The 22,818-nt window shown below is 66.4% G+C and carries 29 protein-coding genes; 14 read left to right on the top strand and 15 right to left on the bottom strand.

What is annotated here, in order from left to right:
* Positions 1-14: 14 nt before the first annotated feature.
* Complete coding sequence (locus LJ760_RS13495; RefSeq protein ID WP_227921130.1) at positions 15-1,019, bottom strand: phosphate/phosphite/phosphonate ABC transporter substrate-binding protein; 1,005 nt, start codon at positions 1,017-1,019, stop codon at positions 15-17.
* 283 nt (positions 1,020-1,302) lie between these two features.
* On the opposite strand from LJ760_RS13495, the gene LJ760_RS13500 reads away from it, so the two are divergent.
* The 7 genes from LJ760_RS13500 (at position 1,303) to LJ760_RS13530 (ending at position 7,362) form a co-directional block, all read left to right on the top strand.
* The gene (locus LJ760_RS13500; protein ID WP_227921132.1) at positions 1,303-2,271 is read left to right on the top strand and encodes an ABC transporter ATP-binding protein; all 969 of its coding nucleotides are present in this window, start codon (positions 1,303-1,305) and stop codon (positions 2,269-2,271) included.
* On the top strand, positions 2,268-3,062 hold the full coding sequence (locus tag LJ760_RS13505) for an ABC transporter permease subunit (RefSeq protein WP_227921134.1): 795 nt from the start codon (positions 2,268-2,270) through the stop codon (positions 3,060-3,062). The genes LJ760_RS13500 and LJ760_RS13505 overlap by 4 nt, the downstream gene beginning before the upstream one ends.
* A gap of 51 nt (positions 3,063-3,113) precedes the next feature.
* A complete protein-coding gene (locus tag LJ760_RS13510; protein WP_227921136.1) occupies positions 3,114-3,590 on the top strand; it encodes a hypothetical protein in 477 nt (158 codons plus the stop codon).
* An 86-nt stretch (positions 3,591-3,676) separates the two neighbouring features.
* Complete coding sequence (locus LJ760_RS13515) at positions 3,677-4,492, top strand: ribose-phosphate pyrophosphokinase (protein WP_227921138.1); 816 nt, start codon at positions 3,677-3,679, stop codon at positions 4,490-4,492.
* Positions 4,493-4,502: 10 nt separating this feature from the next.
* Positions 4,503-6,050: a nicotinate phosphoribosyltransferase gene (locus LJ760_RS13520; RefSeq protein WP_227921139.1), complete on the top strand. Its 1,548-nt coding sequence runs from the start codon at positions 4,503-4,505 to the stop codon at positions 6,048-6,050.
* A complete protein-coding gene (locus LJ760_RS13525; protein ID WP_227921140.1) occupies positions 6,047-6,688 on the top strand; it encodes an NUDIX domain-containing protein in 642 nt (213 codons plus the stop codon). The genes LJ760_RS13520 and LJ760_RS13525 overlap by 4 nt, the downstream gene beginning before the upstream one ends.
* Before the next feature lie 122 nt (positions 6,689-6,810).
* Entirely contained in the window at positions 6,811-7,362 is a 552-nt protein-coding gene (locus LJ760_RS13530; RefSeq protein WP_227921141.1) for a DivIVA domain-containing protein, read from the top strand.
* A 59-nt stretch (positions 7,363-7,421) separates the two neighbouring features.
* Here LJ760_RS13530 and arfB read toward each other — a convergent pair whose 3' ends face one another.
* The 6 genes from arfB to LJ760_RS13560 all read right to left on the bottom strand — a co-directional run bounded on the left by arfB (position 7,422) and on the right by LJ760_RS13560 (position 11,138).
* Positions 7,422-7,844, bottom strand: a complete 423-nt coding sequence (arfB, locus tag LJ760_RS13535) for an alternative ribosome rescue aminoacyl-tRNA hydrolase ArfB (protein ID WP_227921142.1) — start codon at positions 7,842-7,844, stop codon at positions 7,422-7,424.
* Between the two features lie 33 nt (positions 7,845-7,877).
* Entirely contained in the window at positions 7,878-8,243 is a 366-nt protein-coding gene (locus tag LJ760_RS13540) for a serine/threonine protein phosphatase (RefSeq protein WP_227921144.1), read from the bottom strand.
* 16 nt (positions 8,244-8,259) lie between these two features.
* The gene (locus LJ760_RS13545) at positions 8,260-8,835 is read right to left on the bottom strand and encodes a DUF1697 domain-containing protein (RefSeq protein WP_227921152.1); all 576 of its coding nucleotides are present in this window, start codon (positions 8,833-8,835) and stop codon (positions 8,260-8,262) included.
* The gene (locus LJ760_RS13550) at positions 8,832-9,614 is read right to left on the bottom strand and encodes an alpha/beta fold hydrolase (protein WP_227921153.1); all 783 of its coding nucleotides are present in this window, start codon (positions 9,612-9,614) and stop codon (positions 8,832-8,834) included. Before LJ760_RS13550 ends, LJ760_RS13545 begins: the two co-directional genes overlap by 4 nt.
* Before the next feature lie 114 nt (positions 9,615-9,728).
* Positions 9,729-10,562 carry an SDR family oxidoreductase gene (locus LJ760_RS13555; RefSeq protein WP_227921154.1) on the bottom strand — a complete coding sequence of 278 codons (834 nt, stop codon included), beginning with the start codon at positions 10,560-10,562 and terminating at the stop codon, positions 9,729-9,731.
* 147 nt (positions 10,563-10,709) lie between these two features.
* Positions 10,710-11,138: a VOC family protein gene (locus LJ760_RS13560; protein ID WP_227921155.1), complete on the bottom strand. Its 429-nt coding sequence runs from the start codon at positions 11,136-11,138 to the stop codon at positions 10,710-10,712.
* Between the two features lie 100 nt (positions 11,139-11,238).
* Between LJ760_RS13560 and LJ760_RS13565 the strand changes: the two genes are divergently transcribed.
* On the top strand, positions 11,239-12,225 hold the full coding sequence (locus LJ760_RS13565) for a helix-turn-helix transcriptional regulator (RefSeq protein WP_227921157.1): 987 nt from the start codon (positions 11,239-11,241) through the stop codon (positions 12,223-12,225).
* Positions 12,226-12,282: 57 nt separating this feature from the next.
* Here the strand turns inward: LJ760_RS13565 and LJ760_RS13570 are convergent, their stop codons facing one another.
* Together LJ760_RS13570 and LJ760_RS13575 are read right to left on the bottom strand one after the other, a co-directional pair.
* Entirely contained in the window at positions 12,283-12,738 is a 456-nt protein-coding gene (locus LJ760_RS13570; RefSeq protein WP_227921159.1) for a hypothetical protein, read from the bottom strand.
* Positions 12,739-12,941: 203 nt separating this feature from the next.
* Complete coding sequence (locus tag LJ760_RS13575; RefSeq protein WP_227921161.1) at positions 12,942-13,508, bottom strand: MOSC domain-containing protein; 567 nt, start codon at positions 13,506-13,508, stop codon at positions 12,942-12,944.
* A 138-nt stretch (positions 13,509-13,646) separates the two neighbouring features.
* On the opposite strand from LJ760_RS13575, the gene LJ760_RS13580 reads away from it, so the two are divergent.
* Positions 13,647-14,333, top strand: coding sequence for a M15 family metallopeptidase (locus tag LJ760_RS13580; RefSeq protein ID WP_227921164.1), 687 nt, complete (start codon positions 13,647-13,649; stop codon positions 14,331-14,333).
* Between the two features lie 10 nt (positions 14,334-14,343).
* Here the strand turns inward: LJ760_RS13580 and LJ760_RS13585 are convergent, their stop codons facing one another.
* The 4 genes from LJ760_RS13585 to LJ760_RS13600 all read right to left on the bottom strand — a co-directional run bounded on the left by LJ760_RS13585 (position 14,344) and on the right by LJ760_RS13600 (position 17,874).
* Positions 14,344-15,651, bottom strand: coding sequence for a Y-family DNA polymerase (locus tag LJ760_RS13585; RefSeq protein WP_227921166.1), 1,308 nt, complete (start codon positions 15,649-15,651; stop codon positions 14,344-14,346).
* Positions 15,644-16,063 carry a LexA family protein gene (locus LJ760_RS13590; protein WP_227921169.1) on the bottom strand — a complete coding sequence of 140 codons (420 nt, stop codon included), beginning with the start codon at positions 16,061-16,063 and terminating at the stop codon, positions 15,644-15,646. The genes LJ760_RS13585 and LJ760_RS13590 overlap by 8 nt, the downstream gene beginning before the upstream one ends.
* Positions 16,064-16,149: 86 nt before the next feature.
* Complete coding sequence (locus LJ760_RS17590; protein WP_227922735.1) at positions 16,150-16,341, bottom strand: TM2 domain-containing protein; 192 nt, start codon at positions 16,339-16,341, stop codon at positions 16,150-16,152.
* Between the two features lie 525 nt (positions 16,342-16,866).
* Entirely contained in the window at positions 16,867-17,874 is a 1,008-nt protein-coding gene (locus LJ760_RS13600; protein ID WP_227921171.1) for an NAD-dependent epimerase/dehydratase family protein, read from the bottom strand.
* Positions 17,875-17,988: 114 nt separating this feature from the next.
* Between LJ760_RS13600 and LJ760_RS13605 the strand changes: the two genes are divergently transcribed.
* Positions 17,989-18,834: an aldo/keto reductase gene (locus tag LJ760_RS13605; RefSeq protein WP_227921173.1), complete on the top strand. Its 846-nt coding sequence runs from the start codon at positions 17,989-17,991 to the stop codon at positions 18,832-18,834.
* Between the two features lie 26 nt (positions 18,835-18,860).
* A complete protein-coding gene (locus tag LJ760_RS13610; protein ID WP_227921175.1) occupies positions 18,861-19,034 on the top strand; it encodes a hypothetical protein in 174 nt (57 codons plus the stop codon).
* A gap of 6 nt (positions 19,035-19,040) precedes the next feature.
* On the opposite strand, the gene LJ760_RS13615 is transcribed toward LJ760_RS13610, so the two are convergent.
* Positions 19,041-19,370 carry a hypothetical protein gene (locus LJ760_RS13615; RefSeq protein ID WP_227921178.1) on the bottom strand — a complete coding sequence of 110 codons (330 nt, stop codon included), beginning with the start codon at positions 19,368-19,370 and terminating at the stop codon, positions 19,041-19,043.
* Positions 19,371-19,461: 91 nt separating this feature from the next.
* Here LJ760_RS13615 and LJ760_RS13620 point away from each other — a divergent pair, with 91 nt between their 5' ends.
* Positions 19,462-20,166 carry an SOS response-associated peptidase gene (locus tag LJ760_RS13620; protein WP_227921180.1) on the top strand — a complete coding sequence of 235 codons (705 nt, stop codon included), beginning with the start codon at positions 19,462-19,464 and terminating at the stop codon, positions 20,164-20,166.
* A gap of 21 nt (positions 20,167-20,187) precedes the next feature.
* Here the strand turns inward: LJ760_RS13620 and LJ760_RS13625 are convergent, their stop codons facing one another.
* A complete protein-coding gene (locus LJ760_RS13625) occupies positions 20,188-21,162 on the bottom strand; it encodes an aldo/keto reductase (protein WP_227921181.1) in 975 nt (324 codons plus the stop codon).
* Positions 21,163-21,260: 98 nt separating this feature from the next.
* Here LJ760_RS13625 and LJ760_RS13630 point away from each other — a divergent pair, with 98 nt between their 5' ends.
* Positions 21,261-22,046, top strand: a complete 786-nt coding sequence (locus LJ760_RS13630; protein ID WP_227921182.1) for a thioesterase family protein — start codon at positions 21,261-21,263, stop codon at positions 22,044-22,046.
* Positions 22,047-22,049: 3 nt separating this feature from the next.
* Entirely contained in the window at positions 22,050-22,790 is a 741-nt protein-coding gene (locus LJ760_RS13635; RefSeq protein WP_227921183.1) for a lipoate--protein ligase family protein, read from the top strand.
* Positions 22,791-22,818 lie beyond the last annotated feature (28 nt).

Here is a 22,818-nt window from a genome sequence, read left to right on the forward strand (position 1 = left end):
TTCTTCCTTACCGGCTATTCGTTCCGGCAGACTTCTGCCTGGGTGGTTTCGCAGATTTCACGGATGGTCGCGAAGTCCTCATCGGTGGCAGGTTCAAAGGCGAAGGCCCCGGTACCGCCCCATTCACAGGCCATCTTGCCGGCATACTCCTCGCCCCACGACGGCTGCGCCTCGCGTTGGTCGTCGGGGCAAAGACCCGCTTCAGCGGCGGTTACGGCATTGTATTTGAGCACCGCATTGCTGATTTTGGTGCGCAGATCTTCCGGCAGCCAGTTGCCGATAACCATGGGAGTTCCTGGAATATCCGGGGAGGTCCACAGGGTCTCGACGTCTCCGTCCTTAATTACTCCTCGAGCCGGAAGAATGTCCGTGATGAAAGTGCCGGCAACAAAAGCGACATCGCAGTCACCGGCAAGCATCTGCGTCACTGCAACGTCATGGGAACCTGCGAAAATCGGATTAATGTCGCTCTTGGGATCCAAGCCGATGCTTATCAATCCTGCTGCTGCAGCCAGATAGCCGGTGCTGGACGCAGGATCGGTGAAACAGACGTCCTTCCCCTGGACATCCTCAAGCGTTTTGATGTCCGAACCGGCAGCGACGACGCCCAGGGATTGGACTGCACCGGATCCGGCTGCCGGAGTCCGCTGGTCCATGGCAACCGGCGTGACGTCCGCGACATTCTGGGCAAGGTAGTAGGAGAATGCTCCATAGGTGGCCACGTCTACGCGCTCCGCAGCCTGCGCTTCGATGACCCCGGCATTGCTGCTCACGGCCTCGATGCTGGTGGGGAGCCCGGTTTCCTTTTCGATTGCCGCAACGATTGGTTTGAAGCTGTCCTCGAGCTCTTTGCTGTCATCGGTGGGTACAACCGCGAAAACGAGCGACTGCGGTGCATCGCTGGAAGCACCGTCTGAGTTGTTGTTGCCGGCGGGTCTGGCGTTGGGGCTGGCTCCGCAGGCACTGAGCAGGAGACTGGCGACGGCTAGGGCGGCAAAGGCCTTGGTGTTTTGGTTCATAGTCAGCTCTGACTCCTCTGATTGCGTCTGGAAGTTTCGCCCGTTGCTGGCCGGCATTGCCCATCAAGGGGGGAACTAAGCGACACTTTCCTGATCGAACGATTACAAATGTGTCGCCTATTGCCGGACGACTCAGCTAAGGTTGTGGCGTGCGTCACAGTTGACCAACTATTATTGAATTTGTCAATGGTTCAAGCATGGATCCTGCGTTGCCTCCTGGCCCGCCCCGGCGACCGGTGCCGCCGCCTACCCGACACCCGCTGCAGGCGCGTAGCCTGACCGCATGGAATCTGGCTCTGGCGTCGCCGTCGTCCGCACCCGCGGGTTGCATAAGAACTTCGGACGCGTTGAAGCGCTGAAAGGCATCGATCTGGAGGTTCCCACGGGAAGCATCTTCGGGGTCATCGGTCCCAACGGCGCCGGCAAGACCACATTGATGCGCCTGCTGCTGGACCTGCTGCGTCCCAGCTCCGGGGAGGTAACCGTCCTCGGTGTTGATCCCCGCAGCGGAGGGTCGGCCCTGCGTCGTCGCATCGGCTTCCTGCCGGGAGATCCGGCCCTGGCGGACAGGGTCAGCGGACGTGAACTCCTTCGCTTTTTCTCGCACATCAGTGGACACGTGGATCCGGGGACCGTTCCGGCGCTGGCGGAGCGGCTCGATCTGGACCTCGGCCGCCCGGTGCGTGCCCTGTCCAAGGGAAACCGGCAGAAACTGGGACTCATTCAGGCGTTTATGCATCAACCGCCACTGCTCATCCTTGACGAACCAACCAGCGGATTGGACCCGTTGGTCCAGCAGGAGTTCCTGGCGCTGGTGAGGGAAGCGAGCAGCAACGGCCAGACGGTGCTGCTCAGCTCGCACGTTCTCAGCGAGATTGAGGAGGCAGCTGACACTGTGGCCATCCTCCGGAAGGGGACAGTGGTGTCCGCTGCCAGCACCGCGGATATCCGGGCTTCAGCCGGTCGCCGCGTGCGGATTGGAATCACCGCAGCAGAGGCACCTGCCTTGGTTGAACGCCTTCGGCAGGTGCCCGGATTCGAGCTGCTGCAGGTACCCGCTGACCCGGACCCCCGGGACCCAACCTCAATCCATGGCCGGTTCAAGGGTGACATGCCGGACCTGATCACGGCCCTGGCGGGACATCACCTCCTCGACCTGGTGGTTCAGGAGCCCGACCTCGAGGAAGCCGTACTGCGGTTTTATGGGCCGGAGAACGCCGCCGGACCGGACGACGGCGGTGCCGCCGAATGAGCCGCCTCCCCTTGTTCACCCGTTCACTCGCCGCGTCATGGCGTCCGCTTCTGGGATGGGCGGCGGGTATCCTGGCTGTCCTGAGTCTGTACCTGCCCCTCTATCCATCCCTGGCCGGTCAGGCTTTCCAGGATCTCCTGCAGAGCCTGCCGCCCGAACTCATATCCGCACTGGGCTATGACGAGCTGACCACCGGCGCCGGTTATACCCAGTCGACGTTCTTCGGCCTCATCGGGTTCGCCCTCTTCACCATCGCCGCCATTTCCTGGGGAACCCGGGCGATTGCCGGCGACGAGGAGAGCGGGACGCTGGAACTCGTGCTGGCCCACGCGGTCGGCCGGGTCCAGCTCGTGCTGGAGCGCAGCGCCGCCATTGCTGCCCGTCTGCTGCTGCTCGGCCTTTTCGCGGGCCTGGCCGTGCTGGTTTTCAACCGCCCCGCACAACTCGGTCTCATTCCTTCCCATGTCTGGGCCGGGTGTGCGGCGCTCATCGGACTGGCGCTGCTGACTGCGTCCGTCGCCCTTGCTGCGGGAGCCTTTACCGGCCGCCGCGTCTGGGCGCTCACCGCGGCCGTTGCGGTCGCCGTCGGCGGGTACGCTCTCAATGCGGTGGCCAACCAGAATCCGGACCTGGACTACCTTCACTCCTGGACGCCCTATCACTGGGCCTTCGGCGGCAGCCCGCTCGGCAACGGGGCCGATTGGGCCGGGCTCGGTGCACTGTATGGAACAAGTGCGCTGCTGGTGCTGCTCGCTGCCTTCGCGCTTACCCGGAGGGACATCGGCACGTGATTGGCAGGCCTGTGCAATGATGTCCCCACCAAAACGACGGGGTGGACGCCAATGCGCAAAGTAAAGGAACTCGCAGCCGCAGCAGCGACGGTGCTGCTGCTTTCTGCCTGCACGGACGCCGGGTCGTCGAGCGCGGACGAGCAGGCCGCTCCGGCCGGCCGCACCGTCGAGGGAACTCTTTCCTCTTTCGGGTCGGTCAACGAAGTGTACGACGCCGTCGTCGGCGTCCTGGACTGCGACCCCGGCACCACAGCGGAGCCTGTCACGATGCAGATAGACGGATATCTTCCCGAGTATCGGATGTGCACCGACACCGTCGAAATAGTCCGCTACGAGAACGAGGCGGACCGGACCAAGGCGTCCGAACTGCTGAACGCCGCCGAAAACCCGCTCCCGTACTTCGCCGAAGGCAGCAACTGGCACGTGCTGGTCCTGCCGGGCCGTGAGGGGCAGATGCCGGGGCCGGACCAAACCGCCGCTCTCGCCGAGGAGTTGGGCGGCCGTTTCGTCAGCCCAGCGACCGGGTAGCCCGCACCCATTGTTCATTATTCGTAACAGTACGTTTATTGCACCAATAAACGTCCATTGACGAAAAAGCGGTGTAGGCTGGCAGCATGTTCACCGCATACGCCACAGTCCCGCAGGGATACACCGTCCACTCGGCAGCGACGCCGATGTCCTTCCCTGCCGGGGAGGCCCACCTCAAGGTCGCAGGCAGCCCGGAGGAAACCCCGCTGTACTTCTATCTGACCGGCGCCGACGCCAACGAGTACATAACCGCAGCCATGTGGATCGACTACGCCCACCAGGGCGGCCACAAGGTCCAGGCCCTCATTCCGTACCTGCCCGGAGCCCGCCAGGACCGCGGCAACCCCTTCGGTGCCAAGGTCTACGCCAACCTCATCAACGCCATGAACGCCGACGAAGTGGTCTGCTTCGACCCGCACTCGCCCGTCATGCCGGCCCTGGTCCGCAACCTGCGCGTCGTGGATTCCTCCGCCGTCATCGCCCAGGTCCTGCGGAACAAGGCGGGGGAGTATGCCGGCGTCATCTGCCCGGACGCCGGGGCGAAGGAACGCACCGCCCGAGCCGCCGCAGCCCTCGGACTTCCGCTCTACTCCGCCGAGAAGCACCGGGACTTTGCCACCGGCAAGCTGTCCGGGTTCACCTGCGAGGAACTGCCCGACGACGGACGCTTCCTGGTGGTCGACGACATCTGCGACGGCGGCGGAACCTTCATGGGCCTGGCAGCCGCCACGGGGCTCGGGCCGGACCGCCTGGACCTATGGGTCAGCCACGGAGTGTTCTCCGGCAAGGCAGCCCAGCTGCGGCAGGCCTACGGCTCCATCTACACCACGGATTCACACCCCGGCGCCGCCAACCCGGCAGTCGCCGCTTCCATCACGCCCCTGATCTCCCACCTCATCTAAGGAACCGGCCATGACCACGACAGCAGCACCGATCGCCCTGACCACCGCCAGCATCACCGCAGCCCTGTTCCAGACGGACGCGTACAAGCTCGGCCACATCCACATGTACCCCCGGGGCACCACAAAGGTTCTCTCCAACTTCACCAACCGCGGCTCCCGGATCGAGGGCGTGGACCACGTGGTGCACTTCGGCCTGCAGGCCTTCCTGCAGAAGTTCTGCATTGAAGCCTTCGCCCCGTTCTTCGCCGCCGATGAAGACGACGCCGTGGCCGAATACCAGGCCGGCCTCAACGACATCCTCGGCCCCAACACCGTAGGCACCGACCACATCCGGTCCCTGCACCGCCGCGGCTACCTGCCGCTGATCTTCCGTGCCGTGCCCGAGGGAACCCGGGTGCCCCTGCAGGTCCCCTCGGTCACCGTCGAATCCACCGAGCCGGAGTTCTTCTGGCTGGTCAACTACATCGAGACGGCGCTCAGCGCCTCCATCTGGCAGCCCTCCACCGCGGCGACCATTGCCGACAAGTACCGCGGCATCCTCGACACCGCCGCCGCGAAGACCGGCACGGACGCCGGCTATGTGGACTGGCAGCTCCACGACTTCTCCTTCCGGGGCATGCCCGGTGTCGAAGCTGCCGCCGCTTCCGGCGCCGGCCACCTGCTCTCCTTCAAGGGCTCGGACTCCCTCGGTTCGGCCGACTTCATCCGCCGCTACTACAACTCCTCCTTCGGCACGGACAACGGCCAGATCCTCGGCTCCATCCCCGCCAGCGAGCACGCCGTGATGTGCGCCGGCGGCCAGGACGGAGAAGCGGAAACCTTCCGCCACATCCTGGAGGTCAACCCCACCGGCAACATCTCCCTGGTCTCCGACGGGTACGACCTGTGGCACGTACTGCAGGGCATCCTGCCCGGGCTCAAGGACATCATCACCGCGCGGGACGGCAACGTCGTCATCCGTCCGGACTCCGGAGACCCGGCCGACATCGTCTGCGGCACCTCCACCCGCCCCGGCGCCGTCGTCCCCGACACGGCACCATCGATGGCAGAGGACCCGGCCTACTTCGGCGTCGTCGCCCTCCTGGAGGCCGAGTTCGGCTCCACCCGAAACGACGCCGGCTACAAGGTCCTGAACAACGTGCGCGTTATGTACGGCGACTCCATCACCCCCGAGCGTGCCGCGGACATCACTGCACGGCTGGAGAAAGCGGGCTACGCCTCGGAGAATGTCGTGCTCGGCGCCGGTTCGTTCACCTACCAGTACGTCACCCGGGACACGTTCTCCTCGGCCATCAAGGTCACCTACATCGAGGTCAACGGCCAGCCCCGCAACGTGTTCAAGGATCCGATCACTGCCAAGGGCTTCGGTTCCAAGCGTTCGGCCACCGGCCGCCTGGCCGTCACCCGGAACGACGACGGCGAACTGGTCCTCATCGAGAAGGCCACCCCCGAGCAGGAAGAGGCATCCCTGCTGCAGCCCGTCTGGGCCAACGGCGAGTTCCTCCGCCGCCAATCCTTCGCGGACGTCCGTGCAGTGCTCGGTAACATTGCCTCATGAGTTCCGAAAGGCTGCAGCCCCTCGTCTCGATCGATACCGTGCCCTTCATCGTGAGGGACGGGGGACTGTGCCTGGTCACCGCGGAGCGGGTCAACGAACCCTTCGCCGGCGCGCAGGCGCTCCCCGGCGTTCTCCTGCTTCCCTCCGAACGGCTGGCCGAGGCCGCACTGCGCGCGCTGACGGTCAAGACCGGAGTAGGGGAGGACCAAGTGCAGCACCTCGACACGGCGGGCGTCTACGACAACCCGGACCGGGATCCGCGCGGGCCGACCATCTCGATTGTCCACACCGTTGTCCTGCATCCGGACGCCCGGCTCAATGAAACCGCGGTGAAGGTCACCCCGGTGGAACGGGTATCCGGGCTGCCCTTTGACCACGACACCATCATCCGCCGCACCGCCGGCACCGTGCTGGACGCGCTCTGGGTGGACGCGGGACTGACCAAGGCGCTGCTGGGGAAGCACTTCACCACGGCCCACGCCGCACGGATGAGCCGGAGCCTGGCGGCCGCCGCCGGACGCACCGAACCGGACTCTTCCAACCTGGGCCGGATGCTGGCCCGCAACCCTGCATTGTCCAAATCCGGTGCAGTGGCAGAAGGCCGTGGGCGGCCGGCCGCAGGGTGGTCCTGGTTGTAGAACGTCCTGGTAAATTGCGTGAATCAAATGCCAGCGTTTAAAAGGGGGACGGTTACAGTTATTGCCGCTAGCACTACCCGTTCTGCGGCACAGCAAACCGACCCAACGAAAGCCGGATATCCATGTCTTTTGAGTATGTTTCAGCGGTAATGGCCCAAAGCGGCAGCGAAAGCGACGGCTCAGGGAGTAATTGGATTCTTGTAGGGATGATTGTTTTGGTCTGTTTGGTATGTTTCATACCCTCCAAATCCAAGGGGAAATCCGGGTCGCAGGGTGCCGGATCGCTGGGTACCGGGCAGCTCACTGCTGAAGAAGTTACAGCTATGCGTTTCCAGCCCACGAAATTCAAGGAGGGCTATGACCAGGACGAGGTCGATGACTTGCTTGAGCGGGTAGTCAGGGAGCTTCAGCGCCTCGATAAGGAAAACACTCAGGTGCAGCAGGCCGTTTCCCTGGGTCGGTCCGTTCCTCACACCTCGCCGATTATCACTGCTGACCAGGTAATGAATCAGAAGTTCTCACCGACAAAATTCCGTGAGGGATATTTGCAGGATCACGTTGACGATGCCCTTATGAGGGTTGTTATGGGTCTTCGGGACCGGGTTTCCGAAAATGAGCAGCTTCGACGCCGGGTAGGCCCGTCCCAGTACGGAACTTCGACGACGCCGAGCTAACCCGGATACAACCGGCCAGCGGGCAGCAGCCCTCAGATTGATGCCAATCCCTGGTGGAATTAGTCAGCCGGCGGCCGTTGCCGTTGCCGCTTCGTGGCACCCCGTTGTTTCTTGGCATCGAGGCGGCGGTAGTTTGAGCCCCGGGTAGGTTTGGTGGTGCGGCGCGGGGCAGGTCCGGGCGCCAGTCCGTTTGCCACGAGTGCGGCGAGCTTGGCCAGGGCTGTTTCCCGATTGCGGAGCTGGGAACGTTGCTCGGAGGCCGTCACGGTCAGCACTCCGGCCACGAGACTGCGTTTCAGCCGCTGCAGCAGCAGCAGGCGTTGCTGTTCCGACAGCACCGCAGAACCGGCTATGTTCCAGGAGAGTGCAACGCGGCTGTCCGAGGTGTTGACGTGCTGGCCCCCGGGGCCGGACGAACGGGAGAACCGCCAGTCGAGTTCAGCGGCGGGAATCGTGAGCGCGGGCGACACCACCAAATCCATCCCTCCAGCGTCGCACGAACGAATCCGGTAGGGCTAACGCGAGTGCAGCCGGTCGGTGGGCAGCAGCAACTCGATTGCAGCGGTCATATCGGCGGCCTTAGCAATCGCGCCCTCCGCTGTCGGAGCCACCACCACCCGGTCCCGGCGCACTTCCTGGATCAGCACCGGTATCTGCTGCCCGCCGTCCTCGAGCCACCACTCCTCGATAAACATCCGAAGGCCCAGCTCATCGAGCAGGGCTTCGGCCGCATCGAGGTCACCGGCCTCAGCGCGACGGCGGTGCAGCAGGTCATACGGGACAAACCCGCCGTCGTCGGTCATATGGATGTAGCCGACGTGCTCGCCGTCGAGGCTGCGCAGATGGTCGAAGGTGTTGTCGGACGGCAGGGGTTCGGACATGGCAGGACCCTAACACCTAAGCATCACCCGGCAGCCGCTCCCACAGTTTCCGGGTGGTGTTCCAGCTGCGGATGGTCATCGACTTGTACAGCGGCGAGGCCGCGATGGCACTCAGCCGGCTCTTGGTCAGCTCGGAGCTGAGCCGCTGCGAGTAGATGACGCCGTCGCCCGGCCAGATCTCGTCAATGCCTTCCCTAGGACGAAAAGCGTCCATGGCGGTGTCCGCATCGATGTCCATGAGGAAAATCGCGTCCGAGTGGTAGAGGTCCGGCCGCTCTCCAAAGTGCTGGGGCCGGTGTTCGACGACGGCCTGCAGCTGCGCCCGGCCCAGCACGAGGACCTTGATGAGTTCGTCGTCGAGGTCGAAGTTATCCGTGAGTGCGGCTTCGATCTGCCGGCCGACGGAGCCGGCGTCGTCACTCGATGCCAGGAAGACATTCCCGCTCGCAATGTAGGTGGACACCTGCTGGAACCCGAGGCCTTCAAGATGCCCCCGTAACTCCTTCATGGGGACCTTGTTCCGCCCGCCGACGTTGATGCCGCGCAGGAGAGCCAGGTAAGGGAGCGTGTCCGCGGCCGGGCTGTCGGTCATTGCACCGGGATACGGCGGCGGATTTCGCGCACGGTGCCGGTCGGATCGGGGGAGTGGTCGTGGGATTCGGGCACTGTTACCAGGACGGCCTGCGGCATCCGCCGCGCCAGCTTCTCGGTGGCGTCCATAATGACCGGGTAGGTGGTGGTACCGCGCAGGATGGTGACGGGTACCGAAACCTGGGCCATCGCCGCCGTCGGGGTGGACACGGCCTGCGACAGCAGCGCGTCGTAGACGGCGGACTGCGCCAGCGGAACCAGGGAATCGAACATGGGGCTGGCCTGGATCTGCTCAATAAACGCTTCGGGCAGGCCGATACCTTCCCGCTGAAAGGTGGTGACGGCGTCCGCCGGGTTACCTGAATCAACGAGGGCCTGAAGCCGCTGCGGAAGGTCGATCGAAGGTTCCCCCTCGCCGAAGAGGAACGGCGGCTCGGACAGGAACAGGTGGCTGATCGGTGCCCCTTCGGCCGCGGCAAGCAGGGCGAGCATGGCACCGGAGGAATGTCCGAGGACTGCCGCGTCACCGCCGACGGCGTTGAGGACCGCCGTGAGGTCCTCCACCTCCCGCCGAGGAGAGTAAGGGGAAGTATCCGTGCTTTTCCCGCGGGCTCGGCGGTCCACCGTCACCGCCTGGAAACCGGCGGCTTTGAGCGCGGCGGCCAACGGGGCGCCGGCGTCGGCGGTTGAAAACGCACCGCCGACAATGACCACCGGCGGGCCGTGGCCCGTCTGGTCGAAGGCGATCCGGGTGCCGTCTGCTGAGTCTGCGTACAACATGCCCAGATTCGATCACGCCGGCGAGGCCCCGGCAATCAGTGGCTGCGCATCCGCTGCTCCCGGCGGCCAAACTTCCCGTGCATCCGGCACCCCGCCGCCGCGCCGTCAGTGGGCCTAGCCGGCCACCTGGCTGCGCTGGCCGGTGTCGACGGCGGCCACCGCACCGCCGTCGACCAGCAGGTCCGCGCCGGTGATGAAGCTGGCGTCCTGGCTGAGCAGGAACGCCGTTGTGCTGGCGATGTCGAAGGCGGTGCCGAGGCGCTTGGTGCCGGAAGCTTCGATCATGGCGCGCATCTGCGAGCCGGATTCGCCGGAGAGTTCCTGCTGGCCCATCGGCGTGGAGATGACGCCGGGGCTGATGCTGTTCACGCGTGCCCCGCGGGCACCCCAGCGCAGGCTGGCGGTCTGGACGCGGACCTGGTTGGCGCGCTTGGCCACGCTGTAGGCGTGTCCGGGGTGGTCGATAGCGGCAACAAACGGAATCAGCAGCAGATCATCGGCAGGCTTGGTGGCCAGGCTCGCCAGCACGTCGGCGGGCATCTGGCCGCCGGCCATGTAGGCGGACATGCTGGAAATGACGACGCCGGCACCGCCCGGGGCGATGACCTTTTCGAATTCCTCCAGCACCACGGCCACACCGAACAGGTCCACCTTCCAGATGGCCTCCACCGGTGCCTGGACGGGGGAGAGCCCTGCGGTGTGGACGACGCCGGTCACCGCTCCCAGCTCGCGGGCCGTTGCGGCCAGGGCGGCCACGGATTCGCGGGAGGAAACATCGACCTTTTGGGAAACGACGTCGTAGCCCTCACCGAGCGCGGTGGCCACTGTGCTCTCCAGCAGCTCTTCATTGAAGTCCGCCACGAGGACCTTCCGTCCTGCGCCGGACCGGCGCATAACCGCCTGGCCCATGCCGCCCATGCCGATAACTACCAGTACTTCCGAGGCCATGATGCTCCCATGTCAGAGGTGACCGGCGGAGAAAACCGCCGGATGTATGCCTCTGAGACTAGCGGGTCTCGGTTTCCCCGGGCACGGCGCCGCGGCGGGCACGGACAGAGGAACGGTCCGTGCCCGCGGTGTACCGGCGCATGGAGGTTAACCGGCAGGGTCATAGGCGACGGCGACGTCCAGCACCCACGTGACGCCGAAGCGGTCCTGCACCATTCCGTATGCGGGGGAGAAGGCCGAGGGCGCCAGGTCCTGCAGCACGGTGGAGCCCTCGGCAAGCCGCCCCCAGAGATCCGCGATCTCCTCGGACGAGTCGCCGCGGACCGAGACGAAGGAGGATTTATCCCCCTGGTCGTAGGACACGCTGGCGGGAACGTCGTAGGCCATGATCGAGAAGCCGTTCCCGCCGATGACCTGCCCGAACTTGACCTGGCCGGCCTCCTCGGGGAGCTCGACGCTGTAGGCGTCCTCGTTGGTGACGACGATAAGCTGCCCGCCGAAAACCGAGTGGTAGAACTCGAGGGCGGCCCGGGCATCGCCGCGGAAGTTCAGGTGGGGCGTGGTGGTGACAGACATGGGTTGCTCCTTCTGGAATGGCCCGGGTGTTTCCCGGTAACACCCACTCTTCTCTTAGTAGAGGTCAGTTTCTGGCCGCTATTTCGTTTATCTTTCTCGTATGCCCACCACGACGTCGCGTCTCCTGCTGCTCCTCTCACTTCTGCAGACCCCGCGGGACTGGCCGGGGCAGGTGCTCGCGGACCGGCTGGAGATCAGCCCCCGGACAGTGCGCCGCGACGTCGACCGCCTACGGGAAATGGGTTACCGCATCTCCGCGCTGAAGGGGCCGGACGGTGGCTACCGCCTCGACGCCGGTGCCGAGCTGCCGCCGCTGCTTTTTGACGACGACCAGGTGCTGGCCCTCGCCGTCGCACTGCACTCCGCGCCCCTGACCGGAGCAGGCATCGAGGAGGCCGCCGCCCGCGCGCTGGCCACCGTCCGGCAGGTGATGCCCTCCCGGCTGCGCCACCGTTTGGACGGACTGCAGTTCACCGCGCTGCCGGGCCGTGCGGCCGAATCTGTCCAGCCGGACGTGCTGCTGGCCCTCTCCACAGCCGTCGGCACACGTCAGGTGCTGCGCTTTGACTATGCAGGTGCCCAGTCGGGAGACGGCGACGTCGGATTCTCGCCGCCGCGCCGCGCGGAACCGCACCATCTGGTGGCATCGCGCGGACGCTGGTATCTGGTGGCGTGGGATTTGGACCGAAACGACTGGCGGATCTTCCGGGCCGACCGGATCACTCCGCGGCTGCCCGCCGGTCCCCGGTTCCGGGAGCGGGAACTGCCCGGCGGCAACGTGCATGATTTCCTTTCCGCACGGTTCCGGGGAACGGAACCGGGGAAGAGTCCCGCTGAAGACTGGCCCTGCCGCGGCGCCGTGGTCCTGCATCTGCCGGCGGCCGACGTCGTCCCGTTCGCCGGTGACGGCACGGTCGAAGCGGTTGGATCCGACCGGTGCCGGTTGGAAGCGGGCTCCTGGTCCTGGGCAGCGCTTGCGGCGGCCTTCGGCAGGTTCGACGCCGAGCTGGAGGTGGTTGGTCCGCCTGAGCTGGCGTCCGCCTTCGGAACGCTGGCGGCCCGTTTCGCCGCGGCTGCACCGCGGTAAGTCTCCGCCGGTCAGGAGCTCTCCCAAGCCGATTAATGAATGTGCTCTCTGTGGCAGTCAGTTCGTAGAAAAGTAGAACACCGCCCCGGCTGCGACGATGAAGAGCATGCCGACCGTTGATGATCCGGCCGTAAGCAGGCGGGACGGTTTCCTGCCCCTTCGGGTGAGCAAATGAATAATAGCCAGGATGCCGAAACCGAAACCGATCAGTGCAAGCACAATGACCGCCGGATTCAACGGCGGACCCTCGGGAGCCTGGTCGTTTCCTATGACGCCGATGACGGACAGAATGACCATCACCGCGCCCAAGGCCATTCCCCCGAACAAGGGAATGATCAGGTTTGCTTTGGCTGTATCGCGGTTCCCGGTGAAAGTTCCGGCGGCCCGCCTGCCGTAAGACGACTCCAACACGGAGTTCGTGGTCCTGGCGAGCCAGTCACGCCGGGAATACCCGAGGAAACACCCGGCAATAATGAGTGAGCCAATAATGACTCCCGGCCAGAAAACGGACATAAAGAACCCCCGATGAATGAGACTGGGCCCGGATACCGGGCTGCCGGAATGCTAAGTCATCGGGCCTGTGCTGTCACTGGGTGATTACCTGTTTCTTCGCCCGGGGGCCGTCCTACTCCGTCCGGGCGTTGACCTCTCCCTTGTGGCTGGGATGGGAGAAAGCGGAACAGCCCATGGGGAGAACTACCCATGGACCGCGTGGCTTACGGGAGCCGGCCGGGCCTCAGCAGCGAGGGGACGGCAGCGAGGGCCGGGTCCAACGGTACGGGGCTGATAAGCAGGGCCGGTCCGCGGTGAAGCGTCCCGCTGCTCAGCGGCCGGCAGCGCAGTCCGCCCCGGCCCCGCATCGCCTTGTGCGCGCCGGGAGCCAGAACTTTATCCATCCAAGCGCACGGGTGGGCCTGCCGGCCGCCGTGGAATTCCACCCGGCCGTCGGCAGATTCGAGAACAAAGTCCTGGCCCAGCAGCGGCGACAGTTCAGCGCCGCGGAGCACCACGTTCCGGCGCGCCAGCAGCGGGTCGAAAGGATCGGCACCAAGCTCCGCGGCGATGGCCTCCAACGACTCCACAGCGAACAGGGTCACGGCCGCATCCATGTGGGCGGCCTTGCCGAAGAACCGGTCCCCGACAATCCCCTTGCCGGCTACTACCTGAGCTTCGTCCGCATCGGTGGTGACGACGTCGGCCGGCCCGTCCTTGGCGCGCCCGAAGTAGGCGTGCGCCGGTGATACCAGCAGGTGCAGGATCTCGACGTCGTACGTATAGCTCATGCCTCCACGCTAACCGCTCCTCCAAGGACGTCCGTTGCCGGCACGGGCGTGCCGGTGCCGCCCGCGTTGCCCCGCACGTGCGAGGATGGCGCGAAATGACGAGGGCACCATGCCGGACGAGGGATGGGTAGGGGAACAATGCGGTACCTGTACCTGCGGACATGCGCGTCCATGGCCGCCCTGCTGTGTTTGTGCCTGGTCGTCTCCCTTGCCGTGTTTCTGCGCCTTCCCAATGAGCCGGCCGACGCGGCGGCTGCCCCCGGGGCCCAGGCGCCGGACAGCGTCACGCTCGTGGTCAACAAGCACCGTCCCCTCGCGGCGGGCTATGTGCCGCCGGACCTGGTCGACGCGGGCGGGCTGCTGCTGCGGGCCGAAGCGGCTGCGGCCTATACCGGCATGGTTAGTGCTGCCGCGGCGGAGGGCATCCCCATTTCTCCCGTCAGCGGCTACCGGTCGAGCGAAGAGCAGTCCCGGCTGCACACCTCCAACACCGAGAGGTACGGGCAGGAGGGAGCAGATTCGCTCTCTGCCCGGCCCGGCTACAGCGAGCATGAAACCGGGCTGGCCGTGGACATCGGCAATCCGGATGGCCTGTGTGCGCTGGAAACCTGTTTCGAAGGAACGGCGGCCGGCGCCTGGACTGCGGCGAATGCCCACCGGTACGGCTTCCTCATCCGCTATCCGGCGGGGGCGGAACACATCACCGGGTATGCCTACGAGCCCTGGCACCTGCGGTACGTGGGGCCGGAAGTCGCCGGCGGAGTCCACGACGCCGGACTGACGCTGGAGGAGTTTCTCGGTCTTCCGGCCGCCCCGGACTACTGATCGGGTGTGGCTAAACCGCCTTCACTACCGGCAGTTCGCTCCACTCGGTGGTGTACCGGGGTGAGGAATACTTACGCGACATGGTCCACTCCGGCGTCGCCGTCGACATCCCCGCCAAACCGAGGCCGATGCTCGCCGCCCCGTATTTGTCCGTGACTTTCCCCAGCAGTTCGCCCAGGTTCCGCCGTTCCTGTGCGGAGACGAACTCCTCGAACAGGGGCTGCGCGCCGGCCGATTCCAGCCCGCTGAGCATCACCCCGGCCTTGGTGTAGGGCACCCCCTCGACCACCTGGGACTCGAGGGCACCGACGGCGGCCCGGCTGAGGACCACGGGATCTGACGTCGGGCTGGGCAGACGCACCGTGGCAGAGGGGAACGACGCCGCCCGCTCGCTGAAGTGCGACGTGCCGGCATAAGCGGTGAGGATGCTGGCCTGCTGTCCTTCGCGCTCCAGCCGGGCGGCCGCCTGCTGGGCGTAGATACTCATGACCTGGCGCATTTCGGCACCGGTAGTGACCGGGGTCGAGAAGCTTCGGGAGAAGATCAGCTGCTTGCGGTCCGCCCGCTCGTCCTCCTGCGGAATGCAGGCGGTGCCGTTGAGCTCCAGCACGGTGCGCTGCAGGATGACCGAGAATTTCCGGCGGATCAGTGCAGGGTCGGCGGCGCGCAGGTCCGCGACGGTGGAGATCCCCATGGCATCCAGCTTCGCGCCCAGCCGGGACCCCACGCCCCAGAGTCCGGTGACCGGCACCCGGGACATGATGGCTTCCACAGCTGCCGGGTCCATGGTCTCGAGGTTGCAGACACCCTGCAGGTGCCGGTTCTGCTTGGCGATCCGATTGGCGAACTTGGCCAGGGTCTTGGTGGTACCGATGCCCACGCAGACAGGCAGGCCGGTGTGGCGGGCGACGGCGGTGCGGATGGTTGCGCCCTGTGCCTCCAGATCGCGCGGTGTGCCGGCGAGTCCGAGGAAGGACTCATCGATCGAGTACACCTCCTGCCACAGCGCGTAGCGCCCCAGCAGTTCCATCACGCGGGAACTGAGGTCTCCGTAGAGCTCATAGTTGCTCGAACGCTGGATCAGGCCCACGCGCGGCGCGGATTCGGCGAGCTTGAACCACGGCGTGCCGGTCTTGATGCCCAGCGCCTTCGCCTCGTCCGAGCGCGCCACCACGCAGCCGTCGTTATTGGACAGCACCACCACCGGCACCCCGGCCAGTTTCGGGTCGAAGGCGCGCTCGCAGGAAACGTAGAAGCTGTTGACGTCCACCAGGGCGATCCGCTGGGCGGCGTTCGGCGACACGGACTGCTCAGACATGGTGCAGGCAGCGGGTCACAACACCCCAGACGGACAGTTCCGACGGCTCCGCCACGAGGATGTCCGGATACCCGGGGCTTTCGGCCCGCAGCACGATCCGCTGCCCGCCCAGCAGCAGCCGCCGGACCGTGAGCTCTCCGTCCACCACGGCGACGACGACGGCGCCGTCGCGCGGTGTGAGTGAACGGTCCACAATCAGTTCATCCCCGTTGCAGATACCGGTGCCCGCCATGGAATCGCCCTCCACCCGCACCACGTAGGTGGAGGTGGGGTCCCGGATCAGGTGCCGGTTGAGGTCGATCCGTCCGTCGAAGTAGTCCCGGGCCGGACTGGGAAAGCCCGCTGCGGTGGCTGCGTCGGACTCCGTCGGCGGTGCGGGGCGGCGCGACCGGTCCGCTGAGAACACCGCCATGCCGAGGCCTCCTGGGGATATTTCTAGAACGGGGAGATTTCTAGAACATACTTTCGAACCCTAGCCTAGCACCGGACTGCTGTTCGTTACTTGAGCGGGATCCCGTGCGCGTCGGTGCGGAAGGCCTTGGCGTTGCAGAGAATCATCAGGCCTTCGACGAAGCCCCAGACGGCTCCCATGCCCGTGAAACAGGTCAGGACAAGCTGCGCGATGCCCACGCTGTTGTTGCCCAGGTAGAAGCGGTGGACGCCGAAGCCGCCGAGGAAAATTCCGAGCAGCCCGGCGGCGACGCGGGATTTCTGCGGCCGGTAACCCGTACCCTGCGGTGCATGGCCGAACTGGGCATGGCCGTAGCCCTGGGCCTGCTGGTGGCCGGCGGCAGGGTAACCCTGGACGGGATACCCCTGGGCCTGGTTCGGTAGCCCTGGCCGGGATACCCCTGGCCGGGCTGGTTCGGGTAGCCGGGTGAGGGATAGTGAGGTGCCTGCTGCTGCGGCTGCTGAGCCTGGGCCGCCGGCGGCGGGGTCGGTTCAGGTTTCTTGGGGGAGGCGTATTGCTCGTCCCACTCGTCGGACCACCGGTTTCCGTGGTTGTTTCCCTGACCGGGACCGTTACCTGACATGGTTTCCTCCAACGTTTTTTCGAAGCCATCCCGGACCGGGTGTCGAGACTGCGCTTCAACTCCGGCGGCGAGCGCCGCAACCATCCGGATATACCTGCTGCCTGCACTCTAACAGCCGCCGGAAAACGGACGCTCCGGACCCGCCACCCGGAGGGAACCGGGCCCCCGGAGGGAACTGCCCCTAGGCGCCCGCCCGTGCCCAGCCCGCGAGGCGGTCGCTGACTTCCATCCATCCGGCGTCCAGAACCTGTTCCCGGGGATGGGCATCATGCCACTGGATGATTTCGCGGGCACCCTCGGAAAACGGAATCACTGCACGGTAATCCGGCACCAGGGATTTGATCTTGCTGTTGTCGAAGATGACCGAATGGCTCTTGTCACCCAGCAGGCCCGGGCCCCGCCCCGGATCCAGCGCTGCAATGGTCTCAGAGGCCACGTGTACCAAGAGCGGGTCGGGGACACCGGCGGCCGCCGCCAGGGAACGGTAGACGGCATCCCAGGGCAGGAACTCATCGGACGTGATGGTGTAGCTTTCACCGACGGCGGCGGGCCGGCCCAGAAGGCCCACAAAGGCCTTCGCGAAATCCCGGCTGTGCGTCAGCGTCCACAAGGACGTGCCGTCACCGTGCACCACCACCGGCAGCCCGGAGCGCATCCGGTGGATGTCCGTCCAGTGCCCGGACAGCGGGACCATCGTGGCGTCATAGGTATGCGACGGGCGCACCACCGTCCCCGGGAAGCCCTCGCTCCGGTAGGCCTGCACCAGGATGTCCTCCCCGGCGATCTTGTCCCGGGAATACTGCCAGAACGGGTTGCGCAGCGGCGTCGACTCCCGCACCGGCAGCCGCGCGGGCGGCTTCTGGTACGCCGAGGCCGAGCTGATGAACACATACTGCCCGGTCCGGCCGCGGTACAGCTCCACCGCCGCTGCCACATGTTCGGCGGTGAAGGACAGGAAGTCCGCCACGGCGTCGAACGTCCGGCTGCCCAGGGCGTCCCGCACGGCACCTGTATCCCGGACATCCGCGGCCAGGACTTCGACGCCGGCCGGCACCGGACGCAGCGCAGACACACCCCGGTTCAATACGGTCACCCGATGTCCGAGACTGGAAGCGTGCGCGACGGCAGCGGCACTGATCACGCCGGTGCCGCCGATGAAAAGCAGATCAAGAGCCGCTGGATGCGTCATTGCGGGTTTCCTTACGGGTTTCCTTGACTGGGGGCAGGAGCCGGGCTTAGGTGGAGGTGCTTAGGCTCCGAACTGCACCAAGCCTAGATGAACGCACGGCAGGAAGGCACCGCCATGACAGAGAGTCCCCGCACCGTTGTCCCGGAACTGACGCTCGGCAACTCCGTACGGATTCCGCAATTGGGGTTCGGCGTCTTCCAGGTTCCGGCGGACCGGACGCAGGAAGTGGTGGAGGACGCCCTGGCTGCCGGATACCGGCATATCGACACTGCTGCCGCGTACGGCAACGAGGCCGGAGTGGGAGCGGCCATCGCAGCGTCCGGCATTCCGCGGTCCGAGATCTTCGTGACCACCAAGCTGCGCAACGGAGACCAGGGGAGGGCGAGGGCAGCGTTCCTGGACAGCCGGCGAGCGCTGAACCTCGACGTCGTCGACCTCTACCTGATCCACTGGCCGGTGCCCTCGCAGGGGACGTTCGTGCAGGCCTGGAAGGAACTCGAGGCCCTGTACCGGGACGGCTATATGCGCGCCATCGGGGTCTCCAACTTCCTCGCGGACCACCTGGATGCCCTGTATGAGCAGAGCCAGGTCCTGCCGGCCGTGAACCAGATAGAGCTGCATCCCGGGTATCAGCAGGCGGTGCTCGCGGCCGACACCGTTTCCCGCGGCATCGCCGTCGAGGCCTACAGTCCGCTGGGGCAGGGCCGGGAACTGGCCGGGGCGGAGGTGGCCGCGCTCGCAGAGAAGTACGCAGCCACGGCAGCTCAGGTGGTGCTGGCCTGGCATCTGGGTTCGGGAAGGATCGTCATTCCCAAATCGTCCGACTCGGCTCGGATGCGGGAAAACCTGGCCGCTGTCGGGCTCGAACTGACGCAGGAGGAGCTGGACCTCCTGGACACGTTGGAGGGCGGACGCCGGATCGGTGCCGATCCGGCGACGGCGGACTTCAGTCAGCTCTGACCGGCCGGACAACCCAGGGAGGATGGATGCGGCCGTCGCGGGAAGCACCGGATCTCCTCCACGCCATCGCCAACGAGCTGCAGGACGACGGTCCGCTGACCGGCGGCACCATGTTCCGCAGCCCGGGCCTGCGCACCGGACCCAAGATCGTGGCACTCACCCGCGAGGCGCTGGAATATGTCCGCAGCCTTCCGGGGTAGCTGACTTCACCCGGCATCCCGGGCAGTGCGGTCGCCCAGGGTTTCCTTGCGCGAGTTGTTGGTCCGGCGGGTGACGGCCGAGGCCCAGACCCAGGTGGCCCGGCGCCGCCCGGCGTCCTCCCAGAGCACCTGCACCGCCCGGGAGGACCAGCTGCAGGCTTCGCCCTTCACCCGCTCGGCAGCGCCGGGGAACCGGATCCAGGCCCAGACGGGCACGCCGGGCACGGACGTGGTGACCGGATTGTGCTCGAAGTCCAGCTCTTCCGGGGTAAGGCTGATCGGCTCGGCCCGCCGCGCATAGCGGGCCGCCAGCCGCTCGGCGGCGTCCTGGTTCATACAAATAGAATATATGTTCGAATGCGGGTAGCCGGTCCGGGTCCCTGCCCTGCTCCTGCCGGCGGCCGGTCCATGGTGCACAATAGGTGCCATGTGCGGACGGTACGTAATGGCAAGGGCGACGTCGGATCTGGTCTCAGCGTTCGCCGTCGAGCAAACGGTGGGACCGGATGTGCTGCCGTCCTGGAACGTCGCTCCCACGGACGACGTCCGGATCGTCACCGAGCGGTTCTCCAACGAAGCACCGGTGCGGCGGCTGGCGACGGCGAAATGGGGGCTGGTGCCGGTCTGGGCCAAGGACCCCAAAATCGGCTCCCGGATGATCAACGCCCGGCGGGAAACCATCCTGGAGAAACCGGCGTTCCGCAAGGCGGCCGTAAAGCGCCGTGCCCTGGTGCCGGCGGACGGCTACTACGAGTGGGAAAAGTCCGCGGACGGCAAAATCCCCACCTACCTCTACTCCGGGAAACAGGACCCGCTGGCGTTCGCCGGCCTGTACGAGTTCTGGCCGGACCCGGCGCTGCCGGAGGACCACGAACACAAATGGCTGCTGAGCGTCACCATCATCACCACGAAAGCCACCGACGCCCTGGGCCACATCCACGACCGCACCCCGCTGATCATCCCGCCGGACCTCTACACGGACTGGCTGGACCCGAAGCTGACCGACGGAGCGGACGTCGCCCAACTGCTGGACGCCGTGCCCGAGCCCACGCTCACCCCGCGGGTGGTGTCCCGCGAGGTCAACTCGGTTCGCAACAACGGGCCGGAACTGATCGAGCCTGCGAGCGCCTGACCCCTGGTGAACCCCGGTGGATCACCAGGCATAGTCCTCCGGGGCCGGTGAGTGCCCGGGAAAGATCCCGTCCAGCCGCGCCAGCGTCCGTGAATCCAGGGGAACGTCCAGGGCCAGCAGCGCCTCGTCCAGCTGCTCCTGGGTGCGCGGGCCGACCAAGGGCGCCGTCACCGCGGGCTGGTGCAGCAGCCAGGCCAGTGCCAGGACGCCGGGCAGGATGTCCAGCTCGGCGGCCAGGTCCTCGTACTGCCGGATCTGCTCCCCGTGTTTCTCGAGCAGGTCCCGCACCCTGCCCTCGGCACGCCGCCCGCCGCCGTCGGCCTCCTTCGCCAGGATCCCGCCGAGGAGGCCGCCCTGCAGCGGTGACCACGGCAGGATTCCGAGCCCGTACTGCTGCGCCGCGGGAAGGACCTCCAGCTCCACGGACCGGTTGATCAGGTTGTAGATGCTCTGCTCGCTCACCAGCCCTGCGAAGTTCCGCCGGTTGGCGTTCTCCTGCGCCCGGGCAATGTGCCAGCCGGCGAAGTTGCTGCTGCCGTTGTAGATGATCTTGCCCTGTGCCACCGCCACCTCCATGGCCTGCCAGATCTCCTCCCACGGCGTATTCCGGTCAACATGGTGGAACTGGTACAGATCGATGTAATCCGTCTGCAGCCGCTTCAGGCTGGCGTCGAGGGCGCGGCGGATGTTCAGTGCGGAGAGGTAGGTGTCGTTGGGGCGCTCGCTCATGGAGCCGTAGAGCTTGGTGGCCAGGACGGTGTCCTCGCGCCGCCCGCCGCCTTTGGCGAACCAGCGTCCGATGATCTGCTCGGTCCAGCCCTTACGCTCACCCCAGCCGTACACGTTGGCGGTGTCGAAGAAATTGATGCCGGATTCCCGGGCGGAGTCCATGATGGCGTGGGCGTCCGCCTCGTCGGTTTTGGGTCCGAAGTTCATGGTGCCCAGGCACAGGCGGGACACGGACAGGCCGGAGCGGCCAAGATGCGTATAGTCCATCGGGCCAGTGTGCTCCCCGTTACGTTGCGGAGCCAGCCGGCGGGCGGCGCTGGGGTAGCCTGAAAGCCAATTCCGGAACGGCAGGGAGAAGCAAGCACGTGGCTGAATCGTATTACCGCTCGCTGGGCAACGACGCCTATGAGGCAACCATCCATACCCAGGGCGCCTGGAATCCGCAGGAGCAGCACATGGCTCCCATTTCCGGCCTGCTGGCCCACTGCCTGGAGCAGTTCCGTCCACGCCCCGAGCTGCGCATGGCCCGGATCAGCTACGACATTTTCGGGTTGATCCCGCGCACCGCCTTCGAGGTGAAAACCTCCGTCCTGCGTCCCGGGCGGACCATTGAACTGGTGCAGGCCGAGATGGTGGTTGAGGGCCGCACTGCCGTCCGCGCCACCGCCTGGCGTCTGGCCCGCGGCTCGACGGCCGAGGTGGCTGCCGTGGAGGACGAAGCCATGCCCGGCCCGGCGGAGGCGGGCACGCATGAGGGCATGACCGAGTGGCCCGGGGCGTTTATTGAATCCCTGGAGAAGCGGGCGCTGCCGGGTCTGCGCCCGGGCCGCGGCAGGGCGTGGCTGCGCACCCCGCACGAAATGGTGGAGGGTACGCCGACGTCGGACCTGGTCCGCCTCGTGGGCATGGCAGACACCGCCAACGGTATTTCCACCCGTGTGCCTCCGGGCGGGGACAGCTACATGTTCCCGAACGTGGACCTGCAGCTGCACCTGCACCGCGAACCCCGGGGGGAATGGCTGGGTCTGGACACCCAGGTGACGTTCGGCGCCGACGGCATTGGCCTGACGTCGACGGTCCTGCATGACCTGCAGGGACCGTTTGGACGCAGCGAGCAGATCCTGACCGTCCGGCCGCTCGGCGGAGCGTAGGCGGTGCGCGCCGCCCTGGAAGTGTTCCGGCAGGAGGAATCCCTGGGTGCCGCCGCCGACCTCGACTTCGCGCTCGCCATGCTCGACGCCGTCCGCAGCGGTGGGCTCGGCCCGGCCCTGCGCATTTACCGTCCCCGCCCCACGGTGGCCCTGGGGCAGCGCGACGCGAAGCTGCCCGGCTTCGCCGCGGCGCAGGCGGCCTGCCGGCGGCAAGGATTCGAGCCCCTGGTCCGCAAGGCCGGCGGCCGGGCCGCCGCCTACCACGACGGCTGTCTGGTCCTGGACCATGTGGAGCCGGACGCAGATGCCATCGCCGGCTCGAGGCGCCGGTTCGCGGACTTCGGCGAGCTGCTGGCCGGCGCGTTCCGCAAGGTCGGGCTGACCGCCGGTGTAGGCGAAATCCCGGGGGAGTACTGCCCCGGGGAATTCACCGTCTCCGGCGGGGCCCCGGGCGGGGAGCAGATCAAACTGGTGGGCACCGCCCAACGGGTGATTGCCGGCGGCTGGCTGTTTTCCTCGGTGCTGGTGGTGGAGAACGCCCTCCCGCTCCGCCGGGTGTTGACCGACTGCTATGCCGAGCTCGGGCTGGGCTGGGACCCGCGCACCGCCGGAGCCGCCCGGGACCTGGCACCTGAACTGGATATGGCCCAGGTGCAGGATGCCGTGCTGGCCGCCTACGCGGGCTACGCACCCCTCGTTGACGGGGACTTCACCGCACTGCAGGGGAGAGTTGCGCAACACTAGGGCCGCGTCGCTTCGCCCCGGCGGCTGC

The sequence above is a fragment of the Arthrobacter sp. zg-Y895 genome (assembly GCF_020731025.1).
In the GTDB taxonomy this organism is placed as follows: domain Bacteria; phylum Actinomycetota; class Actinomycetes; order Actinomycetales; family Micrococcaceae; genus Arthrobacter_B.

Bases quoted from the DNA above. Each gene is read 5' to 3' on its own strand.
- LJ760_RS13495 (WP_227921130.1), bottom strand. From the start codon at position 1,019: ATGAACCAAAACACCAAGGCCTTTGCCGCCCTAGCCGTCGCCAGTCTC.
- LJ760_RS13500 (WP_227921132.1), top strand. From the start codon at position 1,303: ATGGAATCTGGCTCTGGCGTCGCCGTCGTCCGCACCCGCGGGTTGCAT.
- LJ760_RS13505 (WP_227921134.1), top strand. From the start codon at position 2,268: ATGAGCCGCCTCCCCTTGTTCACCCGTTCACTCGCCGCGTCATGGCGT.
- LJ760_RS13510 (WP_227921136.1), top strand. From the start codon at position 3,114: ATGCGCAAAGTAAAGGAACTCGCAGCCGCAGCAGCGACGGTGCTGCTG.
- LJ760_RS13515 (WP_227921138.1), top strand. From the start codon at position 3,677: ATGTTCACCGCATACGCCACAGTCCCGCAGGGATACACCGTCCACTCG.
- LJ760_RS13520 (WP_227921139.1), top strand. From the start codon at position 4,503: ATGACCACGACAGCAGCACCGATCGCCCTGACCACCGCCAGCATCACC.
- LJ760_RS13525 (WP_227921140.1), top strand. From the start codon at position 6,047: ATGAGTTCCGAAAGGCTGCAGCCCCTCGTCTCGATCGATACCGTGCCC.
- LJ760_RS13530 (WP_227921141.1), top strand. From the start codon at position 6,811: ATGTCTTTTGAGTATGTTTCAGCGGTAATGGCCCAAAGCGGCAGCGAA.
- arfB (WP_227921142.1), bottom strand. From the start codon at position 7,844: ATGGATTTGGTGGTGTCGCCCGCGCTCACGATTCCCGCCGCTGAACTC.
- LJ760_RS13540 (WP_227921144.1), bottom strand. From the start codon at position 8,243: ATGTCCGAACCCCTGCCGTCCGACAACACCTTCGACCATCTGCGCAGC.
- LJ760_RS13545 (WP_227921152.1), bottom strand. From the start codon at position 8,835: ATGACCGACAGCCCGGCCGCGGACACGCTCCCTTACCTGGCTCTCCTG.
- LJ760_RS13550 (WP_227921153.1), bottom strand. From the start codon at position 9,614: ATGTTGTACGCAGACTCAGCAGACGGCACCCGGATCGCCTTCGACCAG.
- LJ760_RS13555 (WP_227921154.1), bottom strand. From the start codon at position 10,562: ATGGCCTCGGAAGTACTGGTAGTTATCGGCATGGGCGGCATGGGCCAG.
- LJ760_RS13560 (WP_227921155.1), bottom strand. From the start codon at position 11,138: ATGTCTGTCACCACCACGCCCCACCTGAACTTCCGCGGCGATGCCCGG.
- LJ760_RS13565 (WP_227921157.1), top strand. From the start codon at position 11,239: ATGCCCACCACGACGTCGCGTCTCCTGCTGCTCCTCTCACTTCTGCAG.
- LJ760_RS13570 (WP_227921159.1), bottom strand. From the start codon at position 12,738: ATGTCCGTTTTCTGGCCGGGAGTCATTATTGGCTCACTCATTATTGCC.
- LJ760_RS13575 (WP_227921161.1), bottom strand. From the start codon at position 13,508: ATGAGCTATACGTACGACGTCGAGATCCTGCACCTGCTGGTATCACCG.
- LJ760_RS13580 (WP_227921164.1), top strand. From the start codon at position 13,647: ATGCGGTACCTGTACCTGCGGACATGCGCGTCCATGGCCGCCCTGCTG.
- LJ760_RS13585 (WP_227921166.1), bottom strand. From the start codon at position 15,651: ATGTCTGAGCAGTCCGTGTCGCCGAACGCCGCCCAGCGGATCGCCCTG.
- LJ760_RS13590 (WP_227921169.1), bottom strand. From the start codon at position 16,063: ATGGCGGTGTTCTCAGCGGACCGGTCGCGCCGCCCCGCACCGCCGACG.
- LJ760_RS13600 (WP_227921171.1), bottom strand. From the start codon at position 17,874: ATGACGCATCCAGCGGCTCTTGATCTGCTTTTCATCGGCGGCACCGGC.
- LJ760_RS13605 (WP_227921173.1), top strand. From the start codon at position 17,989: ATGACAGAGAGTCCCCGCACCGTTGTCCCGGAACTGACGCTCGGCAAC.
- LJ760_RS13610 (WP_227921175.1), top strand. From the start codon at position 18,861: ATGCGGCCGTCGCGGGAAGCACCGGATCTCCTCCACGCCATCGCCAAC.
- LJ760_RS13615 (WP_227921178.1), bottom strand. From the start codon at position 19,370: ATGAACCAGGACGCCGCCGAGCGGCTGGCGGCCCGCTATGCGCGGCGG.
- LJ760_RS13620 (WP_227921180.1), top strand. From the start codon at position 19,462: ATGTGCGGACGGTACGTAATGGCAAGGGCGACGTCGGATCTGGTCTCA.
- LJ760_RS13625 (WP_227921181.1), bottom strand. From the start codon at position 21,162: ATGGACTATACGCATCTTGGCCGCTCCGGCCTGTCCGTGTCCCGCCTG.